Origin of the sequence: Micromonospora lupini (assembly GCF_026342015.1) — a bacterium.
Lineage (GTDB): Bacteria > Actinomycetota > Actinomycetes > Mycobacteriales > Micromonosporaceae > Micromonospora > Micromonospora lupini_B.
The window spans coordinates 737,316-752,954 of record NZ_JAPENL010000003.1 but is presented as its reverse complement, the minus strand read 5'-3'; the positions used below and the strand labels follow the sequence as shown (position 1 = coordinate 752,954).

17 protein-coding genes, 1 tRNA gene and 2 pseudogenes are annotated in these 15,639 nt (G+C 68.9%); 11 read left to right on the top strand and 9 right to left on the bottom strand.

Features of this window, described 5'->3' with window-relative positions:
- The first annotated feature begins 285 nt into the window (after nucleotides 1-285).
- The 3 genes from OOJ91_RS31490 to OOJ91_RS31480 are packed head-to-tail and all read left to right on the top strand — an operon-like array spanning nucleotide 286 to nucleotide 1,642.
- Nucleotides 286-477 (top strand): hypothetical protein, encoded by a 192-nt coding sequence (locus OOJ91_RS31490; protein ID WP_266250805.1) that lies wholly within the window; start codon nucleotides 286-288, stop codon nucleotides 475-477.
- A complete protein-coding gene (locus tag OOJ91_RS31485; protein ID WP_266250804.1) occupies nucleotides 474-1,034 on the top strand; it encodes a flavin reductase family protein in 561 nt (186 codons plus the stop codon). The genes OOJ91_RS31490 and OOJ91_RS31485 overlap by 4 nt, the downstream gene beginning before the upstream one ends.
- The gene (locus tag OOJ91_RS31480) at nucleotides 1,031-1,642 is read left to right on the top strand and encodes a malonic semialdehyde reductase (protein WP_266250803.1); all 612 of its coding nucleotides are present in this window, start codon (nucleotides 1,031-1,033) and stop codon (nucleotides 1,640-1,642) included. The genes OOJ91_RS31485 and OOJ91_RS31480 overlap by 4 nt, the downstream gene beginning before the upstream one ends.
- Before the next feature lie 6 nt (nucleotides 1,643-1,648).
- On the opposite strand, the gene OOJ91_RS31475 is transcribed toward OOJ91_RS31480, so the two are convergent.
- Nucleotides 1,649-2,104, bottom strand: coding sequence for an RrF2 family transcriptional regulator (locus tag OOJ91_RS31475; RefSeq protein ID WP_266250801.1), 456 nt, complete (start codon nucleotides 2,102-2,104; stop codon nucleotides 1,649-1,651).
- A 7-nt stretch (nucleotides 2,105-2,111) separates the two neighbouring features.
- Complete coding sequence (locus OOJ91_RS31470) at nucleotides 2,112-3,104, bottom strand: helix-turn-helix transcriptional regulator (protein ID WP_266250799.1); 993 nt, start codon at nucleotides 3,102-3,104, stop codon at nucleotides 2,112-2,114.
- A 190-nt stretch (nucleotides 3,105-3,294) separates the two neighbouring features.
- Between OOJ91_RS31470 and OOJ91_RS31465 the strand changes: the two genes are divergently transcribed.
- The gene (locus OOJ91_RS31465) at nucleotides 3,295-4,071 is read left to right on the top strand and encodes an SDR family oxidoreductase (RefSeq protein ID WP_266250796.1); all 777 of its coding nucleotides are present in this window, start codon (nucleotides 3,295-3,297) and stop codon (nucleotides 4,069-4,071) included.
- A 144-nt stretch (nucleotides 4,072-4,215) separates the two neighbouring features.
- On the opposite strand, the gene OOJ91_RS31460 is transcribed toward OOJ91_RS31465, so the two are convergent.
- Nucleotides 4,216-4,647 (bottom strand): SsgA family sporulation/cell division regulator, encoded by a 432-nt coding sequence (locus tag OOJ91_RS31460; protein WP_007457244.1) that lies wholly within the window; start codon nucleotides 4,645-4,647, stop codon nucleotides 4,216-4,218.
- 294 nt (nucleotides 4,648-4,941) lie between these two features.
- On the opposite strand from OOJ91_RS31460, the gene OOJ91_RS31455 reads away from it, so the two are divergent.
- Nucleotides 4,942-5,499: a TIGR02611 family protein gene (locus OOJ91_RS31455; RefSeq protein ID WP_439117158.1), complete on the top strand. Its 558-nt coding sequence runs from the start codon at nucleotides 4,942-4,944 to the stop codon at nucleotides 5,497-5,499.
- A 50-nt stretch (nucleotides 5,500-5,549) separates the two neighbouring features.
- Nucleotides 5,550-5,621, top strand: a tRNA-Val gene (locus OOJ91_RS31450).
- Nucleotides 5,622-7,067: 1,446 nt separating this feature from the next.
- On the opposite strand, the gene OOJ91_RS31445 is transcribed toward OOJ91_RS31450, so the two are convergent.
- Nucleotides 7,068-7,793, bottom strand: a complete 726-nt coding sequence (locus OOJ91_RS31445; protein ID WP_266250759.1) for an SDR family NAD(P)-dependent oxidoreductase — start codon at nucleotides 7,791-7,793, stop codon at nucleotides 7,068-7,070.
- 53 nt (nucleotides 7,794-7,846) lie between these two features.
- Here OOJ91_RS31445 and OOJ91_RS31440 point away from each other — a divergent pair, with 53 nt between their 5' ends.
- The 4 genes from OOJ91_RS31440 (at nucleotide 7,847) to OOJ91_RS31425 (ending at nucleotide 10,229) form a co-directional block, all read left to right on the top strand.
- On the top strand, nucleotides 7,847-8,422 hold the full coding sequence (locus tag OOJ91_RS31440; RefSeq protein WP_266250757.1) for a MarR family winged helix-turn-helix transcriptional regulator: 576 nt from the start codon (nucleotides 7,847-7,849) through the stop codon (nucleotides 8,420-8,422).
- Nucleotides 8,423-8,499: 77 nt separating this feature from the next.
- Entirely contained in the window at nucleotides 8,500-8,700 is a 201-nt protein-coding gene (locus tag OOJ91_RS31435) for a hypothetical protein (protein ID WP_266250755.1), read from the top strand.
- Between the two features lie 478 nt (nucleotides 8,701-9,178).
- Nucleotides 9,179-9,595, top strand: coding sequence for an IS5 family transposase (locus OOJ91_RS31430; RefSeq protein ID WP_266250753.1), 417 nt, complete (start codon nucleotides 9,179-9,181; stop codon nucleotides 9,593-9,595).
- Between the two features lie 61 nt (nucleotides 9,596-9,656).
- Nucleotides 9,657-10,229, top strand: a complete 573-nt coding sequence (locus tag OOJ91_RS31425; RefSeq protein ID WP_266250751.1) for a GNAT family N-acetyltransferase — start codon at nucleotides 9,657-9,659, stop codon at nucleotides 10,227-10,229.
- 61 nt (nucleotides 10,230-10,290) lie between these two features.
- Here OOJ91_RS31425 and OOJ91_RS31420 read toward each other — a convergent pair whose 3' ends face one another.
- The 5 genes and pseudogenes from OOJ91_RS31420 to OOJ91_RS31400 all read right to left on the bottom strand — a co-directional run bounded on the left by OOJ91_RS31420 (nucleotide 10,291) and on the right by OOJ91_RS31400 (nucleotide 13,874).
- The gene (locus tag OOJ91_RS31420) at nucleotides 10,291-11,484 is read right to left on the bottom strand and encodes an amidase (RefSeq protein ID WP_266250749.1); all 1,194 of its coding nucleotides are present in this window, start codon (nucleotides 11,482-11,484) and stop codon (nucleotides 10,291-10,293) included.
- Entirely contained in the window at nucleotides 11,481-12,515 is a 1,035-nt protein-coding gene (locus OOJ91_RS31415) for a tetrahydrofolate dehydrogenase/cyclohydrolase catalytic domain-containing protein (RefSeq protein ID WP_266250747.1), read from the bottom strand. Before OOJ91_RS31415 ends, OOJ91_RS31420 begins: the two co-directional genes overlap by 4 nt.
- A 10-nt stretch (nucleotides 12,516-12,525) precedes the next feature.
- Nucleotides 12,526-12,990, bottom strand: coding sequence for a hypothetical protein (locus OOJ91_RS31410; RefSeq protein WP_266250745.1), 465 nt, complete (start codon nucleotides 12,988-12,990; stop codon nucleotides 12,526-12,528).
- A gap of 430 nt (nucleotides 12,991-13,420) precedes the next feature.
- A pseudogene (locus tag OOJ91_RS31405) lies at nucleotides 13,421-13,546 on the bottom strand (ADP-ribosylation/crystallin J1); the annotation flags it as partial.
- Nucleotides 13,498-13,874 (bottom strand): annotated as a pseudogene (locus tag OOJ91_RS31400) (cyclic-phosphate processing receiver domain-containing protein). The pseudogenes OOJ91_RS31400 and OOJ91_RS31405, both read right to left, overlap by 49 nt.
- A gap of 104 nt (nucleotides 13,875-13,978) precedes the next feature.
- Between OOJ91_RS31400 and OOJ91_RS31395 the strand changes: the two are divergent.
- Complete coding sequence (locus tag OOJ91_RS31395) at nucleotides 13,979-15,019, top strand: hypothetical protein (RefSeq protein WP_266250743.1); 1,041 nt, start codon at nucleotides 13,979-13,981, stop codon at nucleotides 15,017-15,019.
- The last annotated feature ends 620 nt before the right edge of the window (nucleotides 15,020-15,639 follow it).

The following is a 15,639-nucleotide window of genomic DNA, read 5'->3' as shown; positions in this document are numbered from 1 at the left end:
ACATCGGCAGCGGTGAAATTCTCACCTTCTGGAAGACCGTTGACCCGTCGATCCCACCGGCGGCAGCATGAGGTCATGTCGCAGCGGGATGAGCTCCTCCTCATCGCTTGCGTGCACGTCGACCTGGTCCGGCACGCGAGCGCGCTCTGTTGAGCTGACCGGTTCTCCCCGGCTCGGCTCCGTCGCCGCACTCGCACCGCTCGCCCGCTCACCGCGGAGCGGCGTGCCTTCAACGCCCTACCCGGGCGCCCCGCACTCCCACCGTGCACAGATCAGGAGACCCCCATGCCCCCACCCCGTCGTGCCGTCGCGGCCACCGCCGCGTTGACCCTGCTGACAGGCGTGGCCGGGGGTGACCCCGAGCCCGGGTGGGCCGCCGAACTGCGTCAGCGGGGCTCGGGCGGCCAGGTCACCCTCCCCGAACTCACCGCCGTCAACTGCCGCTCGTACGCCACGCCGACCCTGGCGTCGGCGTGACCACCGTGGAGCGTCCGGTCACGGACGCCGCCGAGCTGCGACCTGTGGACCAGAACCTGTTCCGCGCGTTGCTGCGCCGACAGGCCACGAGCGTCACGGTGGTCACCGCGGTGGCCCGCGCCACCGATCCGGCCTGCCTGGGCGGGATCGGCGCACCGATCCGGGCCGGGTTCACCGCCACCTCGTTCACCTCGGTCTCGCTGGACCCGCCGCTCGTCTCGTTCTGCCTCGGTGTGGCGTCGTCGAGCTGGCCGGTGCTGGCCCGCGCCGAGCATGTCGCCGTCCATCTGCTGGCCGCGGGGCAGCGGGAGGCGGCGACTGTCTTCGCCACCAGCGGCATCGACAGGTTCGCCGCCTACCCGGACTGGACACCCGGCCCGTTCGGTGTGCCGCTGCTGACCGGGGTGCTGGCCCGGCTGTTCTGTCGGGTGGTGCACCGCGTCCCGGCCGGCGACCACACGCTGGTGATCGCCGAACCGCTCGCCCTGAGCGACGGCGGCGACGGCCGGCCGCTGGTGCACCACCAGGGCGGCTACCTCGCGGCGACGCCGGAATGACCGCACCCGCCGCGGCCGACCTGTTCGCGTTGGACCGGGCCGCCCAGGACCTGCTGTTCCGGGCGGCCCGCACGGCCAACACGTTCACCGACGAGCCGGTCACGGACGCCCAGGTCGCGGCCATCCACGACCTCATCCGGTACGGACCGACGGCGTACAACGGCCAGCCGCTGCGGGTGCTGCTGCTGCGCTCATCGGAGTCGCGGGCCCGGCTGCTGCCGTACGTGTCGTCGAGCAACCGGGCGAAGACGGCAAGCGCGCCGCTGGTGGCGGTGCTCGCCGCCGACGTGGACTTCCACGAGCGGCTGCCCGAGCTGTACCCGCACCGCCCGCAGGCCCGCGACTGGCTCGCCGACCGGGTGGCGCGTGCCGAGCAGGCCCGCTTCAACGCGACCCTCCAGATCGGTTACCTGCTGGTGGGCGTACGCGCCGCGGGGCTGGCCGCCGGACCGATGGCCGGGTTCGACGCCGCCGGGGTGACCCGGGAGTTCTTCCCCGCCGGGCGGCACGAGGCGCTGCTGTTGATGAGTGTGGGCCATCCGGGCCCGGACGCCTGGCGCGAGCGGCTGCCCCGCCTGCCCACGGCCGACGTCATCCACACCCTGTGACAACTGTCAGCGGGGTTCCCACGCGTCGGGCAGGGCGGTGAGCCTGCGGACGTGCGCGGGCAGCCGTCCGCTGATGATCTCGGCGAGGCTCACCTCGTCGACCACCCGCCGGACGGCGGCTCGTACCGCCACCCACAGGCCGGGCAGGTTCTCCGCCGCGCCCTCGTAGCGGGTCTCCTCCGGCCGCAGGCCGCGGACGCCCGCGAGCGGGCCCTCCACCGCGCGCAGCACCGCGCCGACCGTCACCTCGCGGGGCGCACGGGCGAGGGTGTAGCCACCCTCGGCGCCGCGCTGGGCGCGCACGATGCCGGCCCGGCGCAGATCGGCCAGGACCGCCTCCAGGAACTTGCGGGGCATGTCCTGTTCGGCGGCGATGGCCTGGGTGGACAACAGCGAGGGGTACGCGGTCGCGAGGCTCAGCGCCGCCCGTACCGCGTAGTCGCCACGCGCGGAGATCTGCACACCGCCATCATGCCCGCCCGGTGCCGCCGCCCGGCCCGGTGGGCGTCCCGGACCGCGTGGCGTGACCGCCGTTGGCCGGTTCGACTGCCGTGCCGGAGCGGAACCGGCCGCCGTTGGCGCCCGTCGACTCGACCGCGGGTCGGGGTCGGACGACCCGGCCGCCGGCCGGCTGATCGCGGGCGGCGCGGAACGCCCCCGGGCTGACCCCGATCTCACGGGTGAAGAACCGGCCGAAGTTGGTGGGCTCGGAGAAGCCGAGCTGACGGCCGATCTGCGCGATCGGTTCGTCGCTCGCGGCGAGCAGCCGGGCGGCCTGCAACGCGACCCGCTCGTCGATGACCTGCTTGGCGCTGCGACCGGTCACGGCCAGGCAGGCACGGGTCAGGGTGCGTACCGAGCAGCCGAGCGCGGCGGCGTAGTCCTCGACCCGCCGGGTCACCTGGTAGCCGTGCTCCACCTCCCGGCAGAACCGCTGGAACGTCTCGACCTCCGGCCGGTGCCCGCTCCGCGCCACACCGGGCAGCGCCAGTCGCAGCAGCAGCACGGCGAGTTGGTGGCGCAGCAGCGCACGACCGGCGGGGCCGTCGCCGTGCCGTTGGCAGTCCACCGCCAACTGGCTCACCTCGTTGATCACCGCGTCCTCGTCCTCGCCGGCCAACTGCCGCCAGGTCTGCGGGGCGTCCGGGTCGACGGCCAGCCCGTCCAGCGCCTCGGCGGTCCAGCCGACCACAGTCGCGTCGAACTGCGGTCCGGCGCAGCGCAGCACCTGACCGGCGCGGACCCGCAGCAGCGTGCCGGGTCGGCACGGCAGCAGGTGGAAATCCAGCTCGGCGTCGCCGTGACCCCTGGTGGTGAGGATCAACAGCTCCCGCTCGACGAACACCGGCCGCCGCCAGCCGGGGTCACCAGCCAGGTCGGCCAGCGCGAACGTGGAAATCTCGTCGGGTACGGGTGACGCCGTTCCGATCGATGGCGCGGGGGAGGGATCGGTGGAGACCATCGTCTGCGACGGTAGCCCGAAGCGCAGGTCACCGCATCCCGATCTCCGTACGCGGCAGCGGCGAGGCTTGTCGCGATCCCCGCGGCCGGGCTACGTTACCCGGCGGTAGCGCTGTGCGGTCCGTGGTCTGCGCGGCGTCCGCCGTCCGCCCGACCGCCCGGCGGACCCGCCGACACGCGATGGGATGGGCATGACGCAGCTGTTCTCGGTCGAAGGCAAGACGGTCCTGGTCACCGGCGGGTCGCGGGGGATCGGGTTGATGATCGCCCAGGGCTTCGTCCGGGCCGGCGCCCGCGTGATCATCTCGTCCCGCAAGGCGGACGTCTGCGAGACCGTCGCCAAGGAGCTCTCCGCCGAGGGCCACTGCGAGGCGATCCCCGCCGACCTGGGCGCCGACGCGGGCGCCGAGTCGCTGGCCGCCGCCGTCCGCGAGCGCGTCGACCGTCTCGACGTGCTCGTCAACAACGCCGGCGCCACCTGGGGCTCGCCGCTGGAGAGCTACCCGGAGGCCGCGTTCGACAAGCTCTGGGCGGTGAACGTCAAGGCCGTCTTCCGGCTCACCACGGCGCTGCTGCCGGCGCTGCGCGCCGCCGCCAGCGCCGACGACCCCGCCCGCGTGATCAACATCGGGTCCATCGACGGGATCCGCGTGCCCTTCATGGAGGTGTACGCCTACTCGGCCACCAAGGCGGCCGTGCACATGCTCACCCGCAGCCTCGCCCACCAACTGGCAGGCGAGCAGATCACCGTCAACGCGATAGCGCCAGGCCCCTTCGAGAGCAAGATGATGGCGTTCGCCCTGAACGACCCGGCGAGCCGGGCCGCCATCGAACAGCAGGTGCCGCTGGGCCGCATCGGACGCCCGGAGGACATGGCCGGCACCGCCATCTATCTCTCCTCGCGGGCCGGCGCATACCTCACCGGCGCGGTCATTCCCGTCGACGGCGGCATCACCACGCACGGCTGATCTGGGTCGGGCGGCCACGGCTGGGCGTCGCCTCCGGCCGACCCGGGTCGGGCTGCCCGCGTACTCCCGGGTATGCCGGGGCCGCGCGGACTCGGCAGATCCGCGCGGCCCCGTCTGGCCGGTTCATGCTCGTTCGGGCGGTGCTCAGCGACCGGCGAGCAGCCGGTTCACCGCCGTGTCGACGTCCAGGTGCTCGGCCTCGCGGCCGCGCGGGACGACGACGTACGTCCGTCGAAGGAAACGCACCAGGACGCTGCGCGGCACCTCGAAGAGGGCGTTGCCGTCCGGTGACGAGAGGGCCAGCGCGACGAAGTCGCCGCGCGGTGTGGCCCAGGGCCAGACCCGCACATCGCCGATGCCGGCCGGTTCGTCCAGGCCGGTCACCAGAAGTTCGCGAGCGAACGACCAGCTCACCGCCTCGCCCCCTGCCGACTCGGCATGGAACAGGACATGGACCGCATACGGGTCAGCAGGGTCGTAACGCAGACTGGCACGCACCGGCAAGGCGGTGGCGTCAGGTGCGACGAGCCTTAGCGACGTCTCGACCTCTACGGTCGTCGGTCGGATGACACTCATGGACGTTCTCCCCCCGGCACCGCTGCGGAACGCGCGTGTCCCGCTTTTCCCATACTCAGGTGCTACTCCTGGCTACGCTCCGCCATACGCTGACTTCACCCAGTGGTGGGAAGGGGGACGGAAAGACCGCGTGAATGTGAGCATTCATGTAGGATTTCCGGTTCTGCCCAGTGCGTGATCCCGCCCGGTGTCGGGTGGCTCAGTCGTCGACTTACTCCGGTAACGTCCAGTCGGCCGTTGCAGTGACGGGCCCGAGCGACACTGGGGGGTGAAATGGTCACGAACCGATCCTCAGTGGATCCGGTGACCGCGCCCGGTCCGCCGAAAGTCGCGGTCCGAGCAGCCGAAAAGCGGGGGTACGACGTGCCGATGGAGCAGCCCGAGCGACCCGGCCGGTCGACGCCCGACGCCGGCCGCCCCGGCGGGGTCACCGTCGTCGGAGACCCGCCCCGGCGCCCACGCTGGCGGGACCGCGTCGCGACGACCCTCGACCTGATCCGCGCCAACCCCACCGGCCGGATCGCTCTCAAGATCTTCATAGGGATCGCCGGCGCGTTGGTGGTCACCATCGGCATCGCACTCATTCCGCTGCCCGGCCCTGGTTGGCTGCTGGTCATCGCCGGCCTGGGCATCTGGGCCGTCGAATACCACTGGGCCCGCCGGCTGCTCGGCTTCACCCGCCGACACGTGCACGGCTGGACGCAGTGGGTGACGCGACAGTCGCTGCCGGTGCGCTTCGTGCTGGGTGTCGTCGGCCTGGTCTTCGTGGGCGTGGTGGTCTGGCTCTCCCTCAAGCTCAGCTTCGGCATCGACGTGGTGGCCGAGGCGATGCGGTACCTCGCGACGCACTGACCCCGGATTTCCGGTCCGGTTCCACGATCGGGTAGAGTCAGTGGCGCTGAGGGCGATTAGCTCAGTGGGAGAGCGCTTCGTTCACACCGAAGAGGTCGCTGGTTCGATACCAGCATCGCCCACTCTCAGTTTGTGCAGGCCAGAAGCCCGTTGCCGGAGTATCCGGTAACGGGCTTCGCCGTATGTGCTGCTTACATTGGGAGCAGCGCGGCTGGTGCTGTGTTCGGGCCGCCATGGACCTGTGCGGTTGAGTGGCCTGGTGTGCGGTCCCGAGCGGGCCTGTTGGCTAGTTGAGGAGTTGGGCCGACCGTTGCCGGTGCCGCGCGGCGAGAGGGTGGCCCGGTTATGGATCATTGGTTGACTGGCGGCCGTAGGTCCGATGGTTGGCCCATTGGTCGGTCCACAAGGCGAGGTCGTGTACCCAGGGCTCGGCGCTCTGCCGGGACTTGACGGCCCACTTTGTTGCGTTCTTCGACGCGACCTGTCCAGCATTCGGCTTCCCGACGGGCGGCCCGCTGGGCAGCGCCTCACCGCCCGACTCCGTGCGGCCGGGTTTTCCTACGACTCCCGTCGCCGTCGGATCAGCTGCACCGGTCGCCGTGACGTCCGCCTCCCGTACAGCTACCTCGGCGCCGACGATCGCGCTGGTGCCAACTACACCGGACAAGCCGCCGTGCATTCCTACTACGCCGAAGACGACTGACCGCGCCGGCAGCGTCGAGCGGTTCCTGTTAAGTCGTGATAGTCGTCTGCCATCCGTCGGTCGCATGACGTCTGGGTTGTTATGGATTGCCTTGTTGATTGGTCGCACGTTCTTCTTACATGCCCACTCACCCAAGGCTGAGCCACTCAGCGTCCTGGTAGGCGAGGGTGCATCCGTTGGGGCGGGCGCCTGGCCGTAGGGACTCGGCGCGCGCGAAGAAGCGGCTCGCGGAGCAGATTCGCTGACCCCGCAGCCTGAGAGCATGGCGGTTAACAGAAGGAAAGGGCTGTGAGAACACGGTGTGACACCCGCTGAGGCTACCTGGCACGGAGTGTGACGTGACCTTGTGGACCAAACCCCTCGTTACTGGGCATCGGCGGGGGTGGACTCCGTCCGTGGCTTGCGAGGACTGCGGTGCCAGGGTGCCTCGCGGGCGGAGGACTGCAGGGTTGCTCAGGCGACGCGCTTCTACCCAACTGCTGCCGGCAGGCAAAGAGGCGACACAACCTCGTTGCCTGCCGGTAGCAGCTCACTCCGCCCATTCGGGGTCGGTGCGGGCTGCGGATCCGGGGAGCAGGTTGGGAGCAGCGGGGCGCCCTGAACGGCCTTGAACTGCGTCCAACGGCAGCGACTGGGCCTCAACTGCACCCACATGACACTCAACCAGATGCACGCGCCTCGGTGTGACCGATGCCTGCGAGCAGCGGCCCGCCATCGACTTCGTGACGAGCGGATCGCGGCACGTCCGGACGTCGTCGCACCTGGATGCGCCACGATCAGTAGCTACCGACAGTGATGGGCATGCCGGTGCTGCCGCGCACCCTGCCAGCGGCAATTGCGGCGCCGTGAGGGCGTCCTTCGCGTGTCATCGGGTGGTGTGGGCGCCTCCGTTGACGTGTACGGTCTGGCCGGTGATGTGGCGTGCCCCATCAGAGGCCAGGAAGTACGTTGTTTCGGCGATGTCGTCGGGGTGCCCGGGCCGTTTGTTGTGGGTTGCCTCGATCAGGGCGGTGCGCCGTTGCTCGCTGAGCTGACCGTGGAAGAAGTCGGTCTCGGCGATGTAGCCGGGTGCGATCAGGTTGGCCGTGAGTCTCTGGGCGCCCACCGTGGACGACAGCCCAGCGGTCCAGGCGGCCAGGGCGGCCTTTGCCGCGCCGTACGAGGTGGAAGCGTACTCGGCCCCGATGGAGCCGATGTTGATGATCGAGCCGCCGGGCCGCAGCTTGTCGAGTACGGCCGTCGTGGTGAGCACGGCGCTGAGCAGGTTTGCCTCCAGATTCGCCCGCCACGCGGCCATCACCTGTTCCAACTGTGTGCCCTGCCGGTCGCGCTGGTCGAGGTCCGTGTTGCCGCCCGCCATGTTGACCACCACATCGAGGTCTGCGCCCAGCTCATCAGCCATCCGTGCGACCTGCTCGGGATCGGTGGCGTCACAGGTGATCGGCCGGGCGCCGATCTCGCTTGCCGTGGTGGCCAGCCGGTCGGTGTTACGTCCGGTGATGATCACCCGGTCGCCCCCGGATCGGAACCGGCCGGCGACGGCCTTGCCGAGCCCGTTTCCGCCGCCGGTGACCAGCACGATACGACTCACAGCTAACCCTCCAGTGCTATGTTTAGCTCTAAATGTAGCGGGAGGGGTGCGTGATGTCCAACGGTCTCGACGCCGAGGACTACCCGGTCGGGTCGCCGTCGACGTGGCCCGCAGCCGATATCGCCGCATCCTGGAATCGCGAACTGCCTGGTGTGCGGACCGAGTCCATCGAGATCGTCACGCCTGTCTGGCGGATCGCGAAGGTCCTCGCGGAGGACCGGCGGCGCACCCTGGCCAAGCTGGGAGTCGACTCGTCCACACTCGATCTGCTGAGCGTGATCCGGCGTTCCGGTCCGCCCTATGAGCTGACCACCCGCGAGATTGCCCGTCGCACGCTGATCACCGCGGGCGCCGTCTCCCAGCGCGTCGCCCGGGCTGAGCAGGCCGGGCTCGTTGAACGATCACCGTCATCCGTGTCACGTCGAGCGGTCTCCGTAAGGCTGACCGAGACCGGCCACAGCCTCATCGAGAGCACGGTACGGCAGCTTCTCAATCATGAGGCCATCCTGGTCAGCTCGCTCACCGCGGCCGAGCGCACGATCCTTCTCGGCCTGCTCGGCAAGCTCGAACGGATGCTCGTCACGCCAACGCCGGATGAACCTGAGGAACCGGATGAGCTGCGGGAGTAAGTCGATTAGAGCGTCCGCACATTGGCAGATCCGTGCATCCCGCACCCAGGTCCGTGCCATGATCATTTGCACTGAGGGTGGATGAGTTCTGGAGCTACCGCCGGCACCACTGGCCGGAAAGATCTACGAGTGGTACCGGTGTTCACGAACATCGCGGCACACCCGACGAATACGACGCCTTCGAATACGGCGCTGCACCAGTGGCCCGGCCGGACATGTTGGTTTACGACGTGCCGCTCCTGCTCGGCGAGGAAGAGGGCCACTTCGGGGAGCCGTAGCAGCGACCTGGAAACGCCGCCGGTCGATCTGGAGCTGAAGGGCCGCGACGAGTGGTCCGACGAGAAGACCGACCAGAGTTTCGCCCCGGCGCTGGCAGGCTTCTGTAGCGGCGCGCGCCGCGAGGCGGGCTTTGGCGCCGACGCCGGTCCGGGGCCCAGGCGAAACAATCCGCGCCGGGCCCCGGTCGACGGGTTATCCGAGCCAGCGACGCAGCAGCCAGCCAACGAGCTGCCCTAGAGCGACCTGCGCCAGGACCGTCACCGCTGCTGGCGGCCAAAATTGGACATCTGGCCGCACGCGCTGCAGATCGACGTGCCGCGTAACCGCGCAGGTTCGAGCCCCAACTCGTCCGCAAGCGCCAGCGCCGCTTGTCCGGGTCGACGAGGTCGGGTTATCGCTGTAAGTGAGTGTTTGTGAAGCTTCAATGTGGATGGTGTGACGTCGTGACACCGGCCGAAATGGTCGGCAGGGTGGTGGGTGTGGCCCGCTCGCCGTGGTTACCCGTCTGACCGGACCGACGCTCAGGGGGCACTGATCGAGCCCTTGTTGCCGGAGCCGAACACCGACGGCAGGCCCGAGAAGCACCCACGCCGGGAGATCGTCAACGCCATCCTGTACGTCGTGCGCTCCGGCTGCCCGTGGCGTTATCTGCCAGCGGATCTACCACCGTGGCAGACGGTGTACTGGTACTTCACCCGCTGGGAAGACGAGGACGTGACCGAGAGGTTGCTGACCGCCCTGCGGGTCAATGCTCGCCTCCAGCAGGGCCGGGCCGCGCAGCCGTCGGCCGGAATCATCGACCCGCAGAGTGTGAAAGGCACCGACACCGTCGGCGCTGACAGCAGCGGCCGACCGGCACGACGCCAGAGCCGACGCACCTTCACCTGGACCTGAAACACCTCTGGGATCGTCGGCGCAGCCGATGCACTCAGGACGGTGGCATACCTTTACCTGCGTGACGATCGAGATGGTGTCGCGCTTTGCCGTGGACAACCGAGTCCTGAACTCCCTACATGCCCGGGCCTTCGGTGCCGAGACAGCCGAAGTGACGCCGTGGGCGCAGCGGCTGGCCCGGCACGCGCTGACCTGGATTGGCGCCTTCGATGACGAACGCCTGATCGGTTTCGTCCAGGTCTGCTGGGACGGCGGCGCCCACGCGTTCCTGCTCGACACTGCGGTTGACCCCGACTGGCAGCACCGAGGTGTCGGCGCAGAGCTAGTCCGGCACGCCGCCGCCGAAGCCGCTGCCGCTGGATGTCAATGGCTACACGTCGACTTCGAGGCACACCTACAAGACTTCTACCTGCAGCGTTGTGGTTTCAGGGCCACCTCGGCAGGCCTGCTAAGACTCGGCTCCGAACAGCCTTTTCGCCAAGAGCTGAGGATCAGTAACCACCCACCCCCTGCCTCCGGCGCCGGCCCTCGAAGTACATCCGTCCGGCAGCACAATTCAGCCACCTCCGGAACGAGCGCCAGAAGGTCCGCATCCAACGCCTCGTTTGACGTCGGCAGTACAGCAGCGAAGTAGGTTGCTGGTTCGATACCAGCAACGCCCACTCTCGGCCCCGCCATGATCGGAAGGACGCGCCCTAGTCGATCTGTAGTAGCGCGTGCGGCGGGCTAGGCCACGGTTTCAGGTTCTGGAGAGCAGCGGCTGCACGCACGAGTAGGTCTTCGCGGTGATGGCGGGTGACTATCTGGAGGCCCACCGGCGTGCCGTCGGGAGCGAAGCCGGCAGGAACGCTGGCGGCCGGGTGACCGCTCAGGTTGAATGCCCAGGTCAGCGCAACGTTGATGCGGCTGCCTGGCCCTACGTGATCGTGAGCCTGATAGGGCGTCGTCGGTGTCAGCAGCACGTCGGCGCATGCGAACAGCTCAGCCAGCCGGCGAGCGTTGGCGGCGTGCAGTTCGTCAGCGGCATGCCCCGTGGGTGAGCCTGTCCGGCGAGCCTGCCAGGCGGGCGTGGGGTCTTCGAGGACCAGGTCGTGCCGAACCCATTGGAGCAGGCCACCGGCCGCGAGTTGCTCCGCGGCGTCGCGGGCGGGAGCTGTCACCTGCGGATCGACCTCCGCGTAGCCCAAGGCGGTTGACCACACTGCGCGGAGAGGCGCTCCTTGGAGAGGGTCCCTGGTGTGGGCGGCGAGATTCGTACCGAGGATGGCGTCAAGGTAGGCGGCTGCGTCAGCGACGGTGCGGGCCAAGGGGCCGGGTGCGTTGAGCGTGTTGACGGACGGTAGGCACCCGTTGGTGGTCTTGATGCCGACGACGCCACACCAGGCTGCCGGGATCCGTACCGACCCAGCACCGTCGTTACCCGTGGCCAGTGGTACGAGGCCTGCTGCGACTGCGGCCGCGGATCCGGCGGATGATCCTCCGGGCGAGCGGTCTGCACGCCAGGGATTGATGGTGGGGCCGCGGTCGGTGTGCCCCCAGGTCTGCCAACTGGTACCTCGCGGCACTGACGTGGTGCCGATCGGGATACACCCCGCCTCGAGCAGCCGACGTGCCTGTGGCGAGGTGAGACCTTCGCTCGCTTTGACAGCCAGCGGAACCCCCGCGAGCGGTAGGTGGAAGCCGGCGTCGACGACCCCTTTCAACTCGTACGCCGTCCGGCGCGCGCGGTCCGACCAGACCTCACGAAAGGCTCGCAGCTCTGTGTCGACGGTCGCGATGCGCCTTAAGGCGGTTTCGACGACGTCGGTCGGACAGAGCTCTCTCCGGTTGACCAGCTCCGCGATGGAGACTGCGTTCAGGGTTGGCGAGTTGGTGACCGGCGGCGTCATCGATGGTGGCCCCGATCGCTGCCGCGCTCAGATCTACCTCGCGGCGGGGGTGGCTGGTCCGAGGCCAACTGCCCGGCCTGGCGAGGTACTCGGGTCGGGCTGGGAAAGGCGAGTGCTGCAGTTTGGGCAGCCGCGGCGGAGCCGCTGGTGCGGGTCTGGTACGGACGCCCTGGGTACTGCCACGGCTGCAGGTCGGGAGCCAGCTCATTGCGGACAGCTCGCTCGACGAGGACCGCCATCTCGACGGGGCCGATTCCGCCCGGTACCGGGGTGATGTTCTGGGGGATTCCACTGGCGTGCGGAGAGACGTCGCCGGCGACCCCGCCATTGGGAAGCGGAACGAAGCCAGAATCCACCACGAGCCGGTGCTCCGGGCGTAGGTGTTCCGGACCGAGTAGCCCGGGGCTCCCGGTGACGGAGATGACGATGTCGACGTCACGTACAGCGGCCAGGTCGTCGCCGAGATCGAGCTGCAGCGGCTCGTGACCATGCTCGACGAGACGGCTGACCACACCGCGTCCAACGAATCCACGGGCCCCCACGACCGCGATATCTGGCGCGTCTCCGGTGAACGGTTGCACTACCCGCCAGATCCCTTCGGCAGTGGCACACACCTGCCGGTGGGATCCCTCGGTCAGTGCGTCGATGTCCTTGTGCGGGGCGATGTCCTGCACGAACTGGCGCAGCCGGGCCGGAACCGGCTGTTGCACGATAATGGCGGTGACGCTCGGGTCGACATTCGCCCGCTCGAGGGTGGCCGCGAACTTCGCCGGGGTCACGCGGGCTGGTAGGACCCGATGGTCGACCTTCAGGCCGATCCTGCTGAAGTTGGCGACCTTCTGCTCAGCGGAGATCCGCGAGGCATTCGCGCGGGCCTGCCAGTCGACCGGGTCCTCAGCCGCAGCCTCAACTCGGATGATCGTCACCGTCTTGCCGAGGGCCGCCATAGGACCGCGATAATCGGTGTATAGGTCATGGACGGCCCGCAGGATCTGCCGACCCGAGATGTGGTTTTCCGCCTGGATGCTCACTACGGCGATCTCAGGAGGGCCAGCCGAGGCCGGCGAGCACTCTGGGTACCGGTTCCAGAGTCTGACCGCCGAGTAGGTCGTACACCTCACGCTCGCTTAGCAGGCGGTGGGCTTCAAGATTGTCCTCGTAGCGCTGTCCGTCCCAGGACAGAGGGATAAGGGTAAAGGTGTCGGGGTCAAACGCGTCGTGGTACGAGAAGGCGCCGTGGTGGGCCAGCCAGGTGATGCGGTGTGGGTCTGCGTCGACGTGCTCCTGGGCCAGGTGCAGTGCCTCTGCGGCGACGCCAGGCATGTCGTCGGCGATGCCGTAACGGTCGTCATTGGAGCTGATCTCCGATGCGACTGCCACGATTCGGCCGTCGAATGGATAGAGACGCACCAGACACTGGGCCTGGCCACCGCGGCGGTGTCGCCAGGCCACCATGGCATCGAGATGGCCGTCAGGCTGAAGAACTACCGGCACGTTGCTGGTCACTCGGGTGTCCCTTCTGTCGATGACATGGGAGCTGGCGACGGCCGGTGCCACCGGATGCCCGAACCCTCGTACTTCCCAAAGGCCGCTGCCAGGCGAGACCAAGGCGTGAGGTCGACAAACGTCTGGTGGTCGAGCTTACGACGCTGATGACCCGGGCTCGACCCCGAAGCGATCGCGCAGCTCGTCGACGAGCGTCACGACCGTCGCCAGGTCGAGTTCCGAGGCGAAAAAGTCGATGCAGCTTTCAAGACCCTCATTCGTCGGCTTCAGCTCGGCGTTCTCCCGCCGCAGCGGCGCAACTCCTCCAACTCAGACGTCGTCGACCGGTCGTGGTTCGCCAAGCGGCCGGCAGAGGTCGGCCCAGGGCCTTGTCGGCGTTGGCGAACTCCTGGTCGTTCACCGGAGCGCGGTATTCGGCTTCCTCGATTATGGCGCCGACCTTCCACTCTCGGGCGGTCTTCGTGGCGTACCAACGGTTCAGGACAGGATAGAAGATCGGCTGGTCCGTCAAGCGTGGTGGCCAAGCCCGCCAACCCGACACCGCCACGAGCCCCAGCGTCGTAGGACCTGAGCGAGTTTTGCGGCGGCCGGCGGGTTCGCGGAGTGAACGTTGATGATGCCGACGTCAAAGGGGCGCTCGTCGAAGGCAGCTCGTTCCAGAACCTCCACGACCGGCCAGATCGGGTCGTCCCCGCCTGGGTCGTGGTCCAGCCACAGCTCGTCTAGGCGCCGGCCCGGTATCGACCGAGGAGGTCAACTCCGGCGGCACTGGTACCGGCCACCTCGGCGCTACGGCCATCCACGAACGTACGGAGGTCATCGAACAGGACGATCGCTCGGTGAGCATCCACGCGATGATGATGCCTGGCACCGTCAGGGATCATCGCGGTGTCGGAGATCGGCGCGGCCCAGCCGTGGGCAGCACTTCCGGTGGAGACATCGACGTGCTTCGGTAAGAGCGCCACCACCACACGCCACTGGAGTAGAGATGACCCGGACTGTCCGGAACGGCTTCTTGGGCAGTCTGACCGCTGTCGCCCTCACCGCAACGCTGGGCCTGCCCGGCGTTGCCACGGCCGAGCCGAAGCACCGGCCCGTCCCGGTCTGCGCGCTACGGCCACTGACCCTCCCGGCGGACATGAATGGTCGAGCTCTGGCGGTCGATCCGACTGGTCGGTTCATCGCCGGTACCGGCTACCGGATCGATGAGCAAGATCCGCAGCCGCTACTGCTGCTCTGGGCCGGATCGCCGCGCCGACCTGGGCCTGGGGTGTGGGACGAACACCGACTCACCGTCGTCACCATCGGAGCCTGGCAGCAAGTCGAGGACATCAATCGGTACGGCGTTGCCGTCGGCAATGCCTTCGTTGACAACGTCTACCGCCCGTGGCGCTACCGCTACGGGAACCTGGAGTGGCTGCCCGTCCTGCCGGTGTTCGCCAACACCTTGGCGCTGGAAATCAACTCGCGTGGCGACATCATTGGCCAGGGCTACGTCGAGGAGACCGAGACGACCCTGCCGCTGCTCTGGCCCGCCGACCGGCCGGGAACCGTCGAGGTGATCGACGCCCCGCCCCCCGCCAGCGCGAGGGGGATCCTCGACGACGGCACCATCATCGGCTCCGCGGGCGACTTCGGCTGGGTACGCCATCCCGACGCAACGACCGACCGGCTCAGCGCTCCCGGCGCCCGGTGGTCGTGGGTCGCCGCGGCGCAGGGGACCTGGGCAGTTGGTCGCATCGGCATCGGCCTCGGCGCCGGGGACGAGGACAGCGCCCCGGTGCGCTGGGACCTGCGGACTGGCGTGGCGTCCGCCGTGAACCCGGCGCTGGTATCAACGCTGGACATCAACAGTCGGGGCACTGTGCTCGGCGATCGAGCCGTCGACCATGGCGGCCGGCTCGTCGCCCTGAGCGGTGCCATCCCCGATGTCCAGGATCCCTTCGGCTGGGGAATCGCCGATGACGACCTCGTCGTGGGCTCCATCAACGGCATCCGAACGCGTCCAGCGCGCTGGATCAACTGTTGAAACAGCCGGCGCGACGTCTTGTGTCTCGTGCTCCAAATCGAGACCAGCCGGGCACCCTGAGCAGCCTTGAACTGCACCCAACGGCGTCTGCCGTCGCCCAACCGCGCTCGCCCCTGCCAGCTGCTTCACCTCTGCGCAGCTGTCGACGACTCTCTGCGTCGCCTGGCCGGGAGTGGTGCGAGGTCAAGGCGGTGAGTCGTTGGTTCGCCCGGACGTCGACGGACAGGTACGGGGCTTAGTGGACGGGCTGCTTGGTCGCACGAAGCCATAGCCAGAAAGCGGGACGCCGGCTCCAGGCCGGCTGAAACCTGTCCCACGCTGTGCCTGACCACTACTCAGTGACCGGCTGAGCGGCGACGGAGTGGGCGCCGCCGAAATGGCAACCAGGGCCGCCGCCGGGTCCAGGATCGGGCGTTCTTGGCGGGCACACATCCGGATCAGCGTGCAGGCGAAGAGCGAGCGCGGGCCGGCGGCGCATGCGGTCGCGTCGAGGACGAACCTCGGGACGTCTGGCCTCACGCGGCGGAGGCGTTCCGGCCGCGCTGCTCGACACGCGCGTCGTTGCGGTGCATGAACTGCTGCGCCCATTGCGCGGCGGCGGCCGCTTTACCGGTAGCGGG

What these genes read in the sequence shown, in the direction of transcription:
- OOJ91_RS31490 (WP_266250805.1), top strand. Translation starts at nt 286, where the DNA reads ATGCCCCCACCCCGTCGTGCCGTCGCGGCCACCGCCGCGTTGACCCTG.
- OOJ91_RS31480 (WP_266250803.1), top strand. Translation starts at nt 1,031, where the DNA reads ATGACCGCACCCGCCGCGGCCGACCTGTTCGCGTTGGACCGGGCCGCC.
- OOJ91_RS31470 (WP_266250799.1), bottom strand. Translation starts at nt 3,104, where the DNA reads ATGGTCTCCACCGATCCCTCCCCCGCGCCATCGATCGGAACGGCGTCA.
- OOJ91_RS31465 (WP_266250796.1), top strand. Translation starts at nt 3,295, where the DNA reads ATGACGCAGCTGTTCTCGGTCGAAGGCAAGACGGTCCTGGTCACCGGC.
- OOJ91_RS31460 (WP_007457244.1), bottom strand. Translation starts at nt 4,647, where the DNA reads ATGAGTGTCATCCGACCGACGACCGTAGAGGTCGAGACGTCGCTAAGG.
- OOJ91_RS31440 (WP_266250757.1), top strand. Translation starts at nt 7,847, where the DNA reads ATGTCCAACGGTCTCGACGCCGAGGACTACCCGGTCGGGTCGCCGTCG.
- OOJ91_RS31420 (WP_266250749.1), bottom strand. Translation starts at nt 11,484, where the DNA reads ATGACGCCGCCGGTCACCAACTCGCCAACCCTGAACGCAGTCTCCATC.
- OOJ91_RS31395 (WP_266250743.1), top strand. Translation starts at nt 13,979, where the DNA reads ATGACCCGGACTGTCCGGAACGGCTTCTTGGGCAGTCTGACCGCTGTC.